Source organism: Amycolatopsis sp. NPDC047767 (assembly GCF_040704195.1).
In the GTDB taxonomy this organism is placed as follows: Bacteria; Actinomycetota; Actinomycetes; order Mycobacteriales; family Pseudonocardiaceae; genus Amycolatopsis.
This window is the reverse complement of sequence record NZ_JBEYSJ010000007.1, coordinates 335,828-344,708: the sequence shown is the minus strand read 5'-3', so window position 1 is coordinate 344,708 and position 8,881 is coordinate 335,828. Positions and strand designations below refer to the sequence as shown.

Annotated in this window: 5 protein-coding genes and 3 pseudogenes; 4 read left to right on the top strand and 4 right to left on the bottom strand. The window is 70.6% G+C overall.

Annotated elements, in window-relative coordinates:
• The 4 genes and pseudogenes from AB0878_RS16370 to AB0878_RS16355 all read right to left on the bottom strand — a co-directional run.
• Positions 1-2,246: pseudogene (locus AB0878_RS16370) on the bottom strand (hypothetical protein); the annotation flags it as partial.
• 39 nt (positions 2,247-2,285) lie between these two features.
• Positions 2,286-2,726: a hypothetical protein gene (locus AB0878_RS16365; RefSeq protein ID WP_366580518.1), complete on the bottom strand. Its 441-nt coding sequence runs from the start codon at positions 2,724-2,726 to the stop codon at positions 2,286-2,288.
• Positions 2,723-3,121 (bottom strand): YbaB/EbfC family nucleoid-associated protein, encoded by a 399-nt coding sequence (locus AB0878_RS16360; protein WP_366580517.1) that lies wholly within the window; start codon positions 3,119-3,121, stop codon positions 2,723-2,725. Before AB0878_RS16360 ends, AB0878_RS16365 begins: the two co-directional genes overlap by 4 nt.
• A gap of 11 nt (positions 3,122-3,132) precedes the next feature.
• Positions 3,133-4,377 carry a hypothetical protein gene (locus tag AB0878_RS16355; RefSeq protein ID WP_366580516.1) on the bottom strand — a complete coding sequence of 415 codons (1,245 nt, stop codon included), beginning with the start codon at positions 4,375-4,377 and terminating at the stop codon, positions 3,133-3,135.
• A gap of 26 nt (positions 4,378-4,403) precedes the next feature.
• Here AB0878_RS16355 and AB0878_RS16350 point away from each other — a divergent pair.
• From AB0878_RS16350 to AB0878_RS16335, 4 genes and pseudogenes are all read left to right on the top strand, one after another.
• Positions 4,404-5,171, top strand: a pseudogene (locus AB0878_RS16350) (alpha/beta hydrolase); the annotation flags it as partial.
• Positions 5,172-5,661: 490 nt separating this feature from the next.
• A complete protein-coding gene (gene idi, locus AB0878_RS16345) occupies positions 5,662-6,231 on the top strand; it encodes an isopentenyl-diphosphate Delta-isomerase (RefSeq protein ID WP_366580514.1) in 570 nt (189 codons plus the stop codon).
• 108 nt (positions 6,232-6,339) lie between these two features.
• Positions 6,340-7,014, top strand: coding sequence for a GGDEF domain-containing protein (locus AB0878_RS16340; protein WP_366580512.1), 675 nt, complete (start codon positions 6,340-6,342; stop codon positions 7,012-7,014).
• Between the two features lie 229 nt (positions 7,015-7,243).
• Positions 7,244-8,881: pseudogene (locus tag AB0878_RS16335) on the top strand (hypothetical protein); the annotation flags it as partial.

Below are 8,881 nucleotides of genomic sequence, written 5' to 3'. Positions count from 1 at the left end.
CCATCCCCCGCATTCCCACTACCCGAAACCGACGGCGGCGTCGCGGTCGCGGTCGTGCCATCCCCCGCATTCCCACTACCCGAAACCGACGGCGGCGTCGCGGTCGCGGTCGTGCCATCCCCCGCATTCCCACTACCCGAAACCGACGGCGGCGGCACCGGATTCCCGGTGTTGACCGAATTCGGCGCCGCAGGCGGCGGCACCGAAGTACCGCCGGTGTTGTTTGTACCGGTGTTGGTGGTGCCGTTGGCGCTGGAGCCGGTGTTCGCGCTGGTGTTTCCCGGACCGGTGCTGGTGTTGCCGGTGCCTGTGTTGGTGGAGCCGGTGTTACCCGCACCCGTGTTCGTGTTGCCCGCGCCGGTGTTGCCGGCACCGGTGTTCGAGTTGCCCGTGCCCGTGTTGCCGGCACCGGTGTTCAAGTTGCCCGTGCCCGTGTTGCCGGCACCGGTGTTCGAGTTGCCGGTCGAGCCGGTGTTGCCGGTTCCGGTGTTCGGGTTGCCGTTCAGGCCGCCGGTGGAGTCGGTGTTGTTGGCGCCGGAGTTGTTGCCGCTGGTGTTTCCGGCTCCTGTGGTGCCGGTCGAGCCGGTGTTGCCGGTTCCGGTGTTTGTGTTGCCTGAGCTGGAGTTTCCACCAGTCGTGTTTCCGGTGTTGGTGTTGCCGGTGCCGACGTTGCCAGTGTTTCCACTACCTGCGTTGCCAGTGTTGCCGTTGTTTGTGTTGCCGGTATCGCCAGCACCGGCATTCCCGGTGCTTCCAGCACCCGTGTTGCCCGGGTTGCCGCCGCCGGCAGTGCCCGTATTACCTGCACCTGTGTTGCCGGCGCCGGCATTGCCAGTGCTTCCAGAGCTGGTGTTGCCCGAGTTGCCGCCACCAGCATTGCCGGCACCCGTGTTTCCGGTGTTACCGGCACCGGTGGTGCCCGTGTTGCCTGCACCGACGTTGCCCGAGTCGCCTGCGCCTGCACTGCCGGTGTTGCCTGCGCCGGCGTTACCCGGGTTCCCGGCGCCGGTGGTGCCGGTGTTGCCGGCGCCGGAATTCGCGCCGCCGGTGGCGCCGTTGCCTGAGTTGGCGCCGGTGCCGGTGTTTGTGCCGCCGGTGGCGCCGTTGCCGGAGGTTGCGCCGCCGCCGGAGTTGGTGCCGCCGGTGTTGGCGAGGCCGGTGTCGCCGGTGCCCGAGGTGGAGCCGCCGCCGGAGTTGTTGTTGCTGCCAGAACCAGAGCCGGCGGAGCCGCCGGTGCCATTGTTGCCAGAGCCGCCTGTGGCCGGAGGGGGCGGCGGGGGTACCGACAGGTTCCCCAAGCCCGGATTCCCGTTGATCCCACCCAGGTCGCCTGGGCCGTTGGGGCCCTTGGCGGTCGGGCCGTTGCCGCCGTTGTTCAGGGAGTCGTGGAGGGACTGGCCGGCGTGGTGGGCGCCGTGGGAGGCGGCGCCGGAGAGGCCGCCGTTGAGGGCGCCCCAGCCGAGGCTGTCGGTGTCGCCGCCGAAGAGGGCGGCGCCGGCGCCGCCGACGACGACTTCGGTGGTGGCTTCGTTGGCGGCGGCGCCCCAGACGTTCTTGCCGAACTTCGTGCCGAACTTGTTGTCGAACTTGTTCATGGCGCCGTGGAAGTTGTGGGCGAACGCGCCGCCGATGCCGCCCAGGACGCCGGACTGCATGATGGCCTTGCCGTCGAGGCCGTGACGATTGCCCTGCGCGATCTGGATGACCTGCGCGAGCATCTCCTCCGCGATCTCTTCCGCCGCCTCCTCCGCGGCGGCCTCCGCGAGGTGCGTCGCGAGATTCATCAGACGCTGCATGAGCGTTCGCTCGATCTCCACGATCGCGGTGCGCCCCGCCGCGAAGATCTCCGGCACCAGCGGCATCGTGAACGGGTTCGACATCGCCCAGATGATGTCGGCGGCCGTGATCGCGATGGCGATCAACATGCTGTACTTCGACTTCTCGACGTCGAGCGCCTGCGCCCGCAACGCCTGCGCCTGGCCCTGCGCCGCGGCGATGAAGTCCGTGCCCATCGTGCCGAGGTTGTTGGCGAAATCGACGAAGTTCTTCTGCACGTCGCCGCCGACGTTCTCGGCCACGCGGCCCGCGATCTGGTTGAAGCCGGTGCCCGCTTCGGCCACGCGCCGGGCGACGTCGTCCCACTCGTCGGCCAGCGCGCGCATGGCGTCCTCGTCGCCCTGCGGCCAGGCGTCACCCGCGATGATGTAGAAGATCCAGTTCAGGCTCGGATCCACCATCAGGCTCACCGCGGGTTCACCCCCTCAACAAAATAGTCTACAAAGGACTCAGTGGGCCGGCTTGGACGGAGTCGTCGGCTTCAACGCGGTCCCCTCACGCGCCCGCAACGGCTCGGCCGGACCACCGTCGCCACCGCTGTTGACGTCCGAATTCAGCTGCGTGAAGTCCGTCCGCAACGAACTGGCGAGCTCGGTCGCGCCCTCGTCGACGTCGCGGAACGAGTCGGCCATGTCCCGCACCGCCGTGGTCGTGCCGTCGACGGCCTTGGCCCACGCGTCGAGTCCGTTGTAGATCTTGCCGGCCGCCGCGAGGTGCACGTTGGCGAAGTTCGTGCCGTTCTTGTCGTTGCCGGTCGCCGCCAGCACGGTGCTCGGGTTGGTCAGGGCCTGCACGCGCTGCGCCAGGCTGCGCAGCTCGCCCGCCTTCTGGGCGAACCCGTTGGCGCTGTTGGTGAGTCCGTCCGCGTCGACGAAGAAGTCGTCAGTCATGCCTGGGTCCCTTCCTCCATGCCGGGAACACGCCCCGAGAACAACGCCCGCACGTCCACGCGGCCGTTCATCAGGTCCTGCGCCGAGAGCCCGGGCGGCAGCATGGGTGCCATCGCCTCCGCCGAGGCGCTGATCGACTTCTGCCGCGCCTCCTCGACCGTCTTCACGATCACCGCCGCCAGCTCGGCCGGCGCCATCCGCTTGTACACACTGGTGGGGAAGGAAAGTTCGGTCAGCTCACCGGTGCGCGACACCGTCGCGGTCACCTCGCGCCGCGCCGACGTGGCGCTGCTGGTGAGCGAATCCACCTGCTTGCGGTTCTCCTCGAACCGCTCGCGCTGCTGCTGGTAGGCGCCCATGGCCTCGTCCAGCATCTTCTGGTACGGCGAACTCATGCGTTACCTCCTCAGCCGACCGACGCCAGGCCCGGGCCCAGCGCCAGCGCTCCGGTCTCAGGTGGACGGATGCCCCGCAGGTCCGCGGCCGCGAGCGTGCGCGACGCGGCCGCCACCGACAGCGTCCGCGCCAGCTCGTGCGCCGCGTGCACGGTGCGCTCCGAAGCCGACGCCAGCTCGTGAGCCAGCGCGTCCCGGACGTCGTCGGGAACGTCGTGGCCACGCCGGACCAGCAGCCGCACGGCGATCTCCGCCAGTTCGTCCACTGTGTACTCACCGAGCTCCCACCCGACGGTGAACGAGCTCCGCAACGAAGGCACCACACCCAGCAACGCGGCCACCCGCTGCGTCTGCCCGGTCAGCACCACGACCGGGTCGGCCGGACGGCGCGTCACCGCTTCCGCGACGGCCTCGACGACCTCCGCGCCCGAGCTGTGCGTCGCGATCTCCCAGTCACCGTCCACATCGAGCACGAGCACGCCACCGCTGGCGTCGTTCATGGCCGTGCGCACGAGGTGCTCGGCCTGCCCAGGCCACCGCGGGTACAGGTCCGCGGCCACCGAACAGCGCACGAGCTGCCCGACGTTCACCAGCCCCAGCTCCGCCAGGCTCAACGCGTACAGCTTCGCGAACTCCGCGCGCCCGGACCCGCGTTCACCGCTGATCACCAGGTTCGCCAGGTGCCCCAGCGGCTGCCGCTCCTGCTTGAGCCCGCCCAGGCGCACCAGCTGGCGCTGCGCGTTCTCCCGCACGCCGGTTTGGCCGACGAGCGTGCGCAGCCGGTTCCAGCCCGTGCTCGCGCCGACGGCCGCTGCCGGGTCCGAACCCACCGACACCGCCGCCGCGGCCGCGGCCGGCAGCTGCACCAGCTCCACCCGCAGGTCCTCCGCCGTCAGCCGGTTGAGCTCCGAATCCTTCGACGGCGGCTGCAACGCCAGCCGCGAGGCCTGGTTGTTCACCATGGCCTCGAACAGCTTGCGCGCCACACGACCGTTACCGAACGTCGCGTCCTTCGGCACCCGCTCGAAGTACTCGCGCAGCGCCTGCAGCGCGTCGTCGGTCAGCTCGTAGTAGTGCTTGCGCGTCAACCCGGTGGTGATGGTGACCAGCTCGTCAACGCTGTAGTTCGGGAACTCGATCGTGCGCGTGAACCGCGACGCCAGACCGGGGTTCGACTGCAGGAACAGGTCCATCTGCTCCGAATAGCCCGCGACGATCACCACCAGCGAGTCACGCTGGTCTTCCATGATCTTCATCAACGCGTCGATGGCTTCCTGCCCGGGACGGCCGCCCCGTGCTGCTGCTCCACGGTTTCCCCGAGGCCGCCGTGGAGTGGGAACACCAGGTGGCGACCCTCGGCGTGCTCGGCTACCGCGCCGTGGCACCCGACCAGCGGGGGTACTCGCCGGACGTTCGACCGGAACAACCGGCGGAGTACGGTATTTCTACCCTGGTGGACGACGTCGTGGCAATGGCGGATGCGCTGGGGTGGCCGAAGTTCGACCTCGTGGGGCACGACTGGGGCGGGGCCGTCGCGTGGTGGACCGCGGACGCTCACCCCGGCCGGCTGCGCAGCCTCGCGGTGGTGTCCACTCCGCACCCGGCAGCTCTCGCGGCGGCGATGAAGACCGACGAGGACCAGCACCTGCGCTCGGCGTACATGACGGAGTGGCGCTCGACCCCGGCCACGGAGCGGAAGATGCTCGCCGAGGGCGCCCGCGCGTTGCGCGACATCTTCGAGCGCCGCATCCCGCCGAGCCGGATCGACGAGTACGTGCGGCGCCTCGAGGAACCGGGCGCGCTCACGGCCGCGCTGAACTGGTACCGCGGCGGCCGGCCGGGCGGGAAGATCGGCAAGATCGAGGTGCCGACGCTCTACGTGTGGTCGACCGAGGACGTCGCTTTCGGCTCCACGGCGGCGTTCGACACCGGCAACTGGGTCACCGGGCCGTACCGGTTCGAGATGCTCGAGGACGTGTCCCACTGGGTCGCCGAAGAAGCCCCCGAGGCCCTCACCTCCCTCATCGTGGCGCACCTCGGCAGCCACTGACGAAGGAGCCGGCCCGGGTTTCGTTGGCACACAGGAATTATTACTGACATCCGTCCAATTCGGACCGGTGGACAAGATCGTTCACCCGAGGCGGGCACGCGGCGACCTGTGGGCCGGCGGGTGTCACGGACCGTGCTGTCCGGTGTGGTTCGCCGCGGGCGGTTCGGGGAGCCGGTTTTCGCTCCGGGGTGAGGATTTCCCGTCGTCGCCGGGTTTCCGGGCGGTTGGCAACCGGGCGTCAAGGGCCGGCTCGATGGTTCACCCGAGCCGGGCCGGACGGCGGGGCTCGGGTCTCGGTGGTGACGGATCGTGTCGGCCGACCGGGCCGCTTGGCGTTTTGTCCACTTCGGACTCAACCGTTCACCCGAGCCGGTCACGCGGGGGCGCGGCCGTCACGCACCGTGCCGCCCCGCCACCCGAACCGGGATGAACCACACGGCCACCCGCCTTGCGGTACCTCGTCCGTGGAGCTCTGGTGTTCAGTGGTCACGTGGACACCATCACCGAATCCGAGTCCGAGCACGTCGTCTTCGTCACGGAGGACGGCGTGCCGACGGGAGAGACCGGACCGAAGCTCGCGAGCCACCACGGCGAGACGCGGCTGCACCTCGCGTTCTCGTGTTACGTGCTGCGCCGCAGCGACCAGGCGTTGCTGATCACGCAACGAGCGCTGGACAAGAAGGTGTGGCCGGGGGTGTGGACCAACAGCGTCTGCGGGCACCCCGCGCCGGGCGAGTCGCTCCCCGACGCCGTGCGCCGGCGCGCGGCGTACGAGATCGGGCTGCCGGAGCTGCAGGACCTGGAGTGCGTGCTGCCGAAGTACCGGTACCGGACGCCGCCGTTCCAGGGGATCGTGGAGAACGAGTTCTGCCCGGTGTTCGTCGCGTGGGTCGATGGTGACCCCGAGCCCAACCCCGACGAAGTCGGTGGCTGGCGGTGGGTCTCATGGCCTGATTACGCACAGTTGCTCGAAGGAACTGAGGTAAACGTGAGTTACTGGGCCAAAGACCAGTACGCGCAGCTCAAGGGCAAGACGCCGTTTTCGTCGCTGGGTGGGTAGAACTTCGGTGCGTGACAAAGCCGGGCCCTCGTCGTCCACTTGAGCGATATTCGCTTTCGCGCGTACCGATGCCTCAAGACCCCGCTCCTTTAAGACGACAACCATGAGGTGGCGGAGGTGGGTGTGGCGGCCGAGGACGAGCGCACGGCGGGTACACCCGCTCCCGATCTGCTGAGCCTGCACGAGTCCATCGCCGGCATGTTCGCCAAGCAGGGCGACTGGCGCCGGGCCTACGAGCACCTGCGGTCCGCGCTGGACATCGCGCGGGCCGGCAGCCTCCGGGACCCGCTGACGTCGAGCTACAACCGCCGTTACCTCGACCAGCGGCTGCCCGGGCTGCCGGCCGCGCGCGGGCTGGCCGTCGCGCTGATCGACCTCGACCGGTTCAAGCGCGTGAACGACACGTACGGTCACCTCCTCGGCGATCGTGTGCTGTGCCGCGTCGCCGACCTGCTGCAGGAAGAGCTGCCGCCCGACGGGTTCTGCGCCCGCTACGGCGGTGAGGAGTTCGCGCTCGTGCTGCCGGGGGTCGACGCGCCGAAGGCCGTGCGGATCGTCGAGGCCGCCCGCACGCGCGTCGCCCGTCACCCCTGGTCAGAACTTCAGCCCGGCTTGAATGTCACCATCAGCGCGGGCTTGGCGCACGCTTCCGTCGGCCCGGTGTCCGCCCAGCGGCAGCTCCTGCGCGCGGACAACCTCCTCTACGCGGCGAAACGCGCGGGGCGCAACAAAGTCGCCTATCACGACCGCGAAACGATACGCGTCATTACCCACTCTGAGTAACGTAAACGCGGGCCTTCTCCCTTTTGCCTACTCCAATCTTCACCTGTTCGTCCGCTTCGGGCCGTCTTGGGTCGACTCATGGTGAAGAAATTCGCGGGAGGGTGTCGTCACGAACGGCGGGTATCCGTACGATAACGAAAACCTCCCGAGGAACGACGTGCCCTGGGAGAGCCGGAACGAAAGGCCCCGCCGCCGGTTCGTAAGCGCCCGAAGTGCGAAAGGAGTCCGAGTGCCCGACGATCGCCCCCTCCCCGGCACCGGTCGCCACTCGGACAACGGCACCCCCCGCACGCGCGCCGGCCGCCGCCGCTCCATGGAAACCCAGGGCGGCATCAGCGTCTCCGACGTCGTGGCCCGCCACACCGGCGAACGCCCGACCTTCGACACCGAAGACTCCGACCCGGGCTCCCGCCGCGCCGAACCCGGCGGGCGCGCGAACGGCAGCTCACACCTGGCGGAGTCGAACGGCAGCTCCCGCTTGGGCGGCTACTCTCCCGCGCCCGGCTCCCGCTCGGGCTCGCGCCGCGCCGATGACCCCGAGCCAGGCGGCAGCTCACACCTGGCCGAGTCCAACGGCAGCTCACACCTCGCGCAGCCCAACGGCAGCTCCCGGCTCAACGGCCGCGGCAGCTCAGCAGCGCCCGGTTCGCGCCACGCCGACGATTCCGGGTTCGATGGCAGCTCACACCTGGCGGAGTCGAACGGCAGCTCCCGCCTGGGCGGCCCCGGCACTTCACACCTCGCTGACTCGACCTCTTCCCGCTCGCGCCGCGCCGAGCAGCCGCCACCGCGCGGCCGCCGCGCCCGCCCCGACGACGACCCGCCCGCCGCACCTTCGGCGGGCGGCCCCGTGCCACGCGCGGATTCCCCAAGCCGGGCCTCGCACGCCGCGGATACGCCCGAGTCGCCCGTCGCGCGCGGACCCCGCCGGGCTGCCCCGGAACCGCCGTCGCCGCGCCGGCCGACGACCTCGCAGCCCCTCCCCACCGGCCGCCGCCGCGCCCCCGAGCCACCGGCCGCCGGCGGCAGCCACGCCGTGCCTGACCACGGCCCCGACTTCTCCGACCTCCCGGCCACCGAACCCCCCGGCCGCCACGGCACATCCGCGCCGCCCGAACCCCCCACCGGCCGCCCCCGCGGCCGCACCCCCGGCCCGACCGGCGCCGCCCCACTACCCCCGGCCGAACGCCCCGCCCGCCCCAACGGCCAACGCCCCGCCCCGAACGGCATGCCCGGCACCGGCAGCGTTGCCGCCCCGAACGGCACCCCGGGCCCGAACGGCATGCCTCCCACCACCGGCATGCCACGCCCCGGCGGCCCTGCCGGCCCGAACGGCAAGCCGGGTCCCAACGGCAAGCCGGCGCCGCGAGGCGACGCGAATGGCATGACCGGCGCAAACGGCGTGCCAGGCGCAGTTGGGCCTGCCGGACCCCGTGGCAAGTCCGCGCCGAATGGCACGTCCGGCCCCCATGGCTTGCCGGCAGCTGCCGGGCCCAGTGGCAAGGCAGGCCCGAATGGCATGCCTCCCGCCAACGGCATGCCAGGCCCCGGCGGTCCTGCCCGTGCGAATGGCAAGCCGGGGCCGAATGGCAGCGGCATGCCGGGCGCGAACGGCGTTGCCGGCCCTGACGGCAACGCCGGGCCGAATGGCAACGCCGCCGGCAATGGCATGCCGGGGACCAACGGCGCGTCCAGGCTCAATGGCGGTGCCGGACCCCATGGCAAGACTGGCTCCAACGGCAAGCCGGGACCGAACGGCGTGCCAGGCCCGGGCGGGATGCCGGGACCTGATGGTCTTGCCGGAGCGAATGGCAAGCCGGGGCCGAATGGCACTTCCGGGCCGCACGGCGTGCCGGGAGCCAACGGT

Excerpts from the sequence above, each read along its gene's own strand:
- AB0878_RS16365 (WP_366580518.1), bottom strand. The coding sequence starts at position 2,726 with ATGACTGACGACTTCTTCGTCGACGCGGACGGACTCACCAACAGCGCC.
- AB0878_RS16360 (WP_366580517.1), bottom strand. The coding sequence starts at position 3,121 with ATGAGTTCGCCGTACCAGAAGATGCTGGACGAGGCCATGGGCGCCTAC.
- AB0878_RS16355 (WP_366580516.1), bottom strand. The coding sequence starts at position 4,377 with ATGAAGATCATGGAAGACCAGCGTGACTCGCTGGTGGTGATCGTCGCG.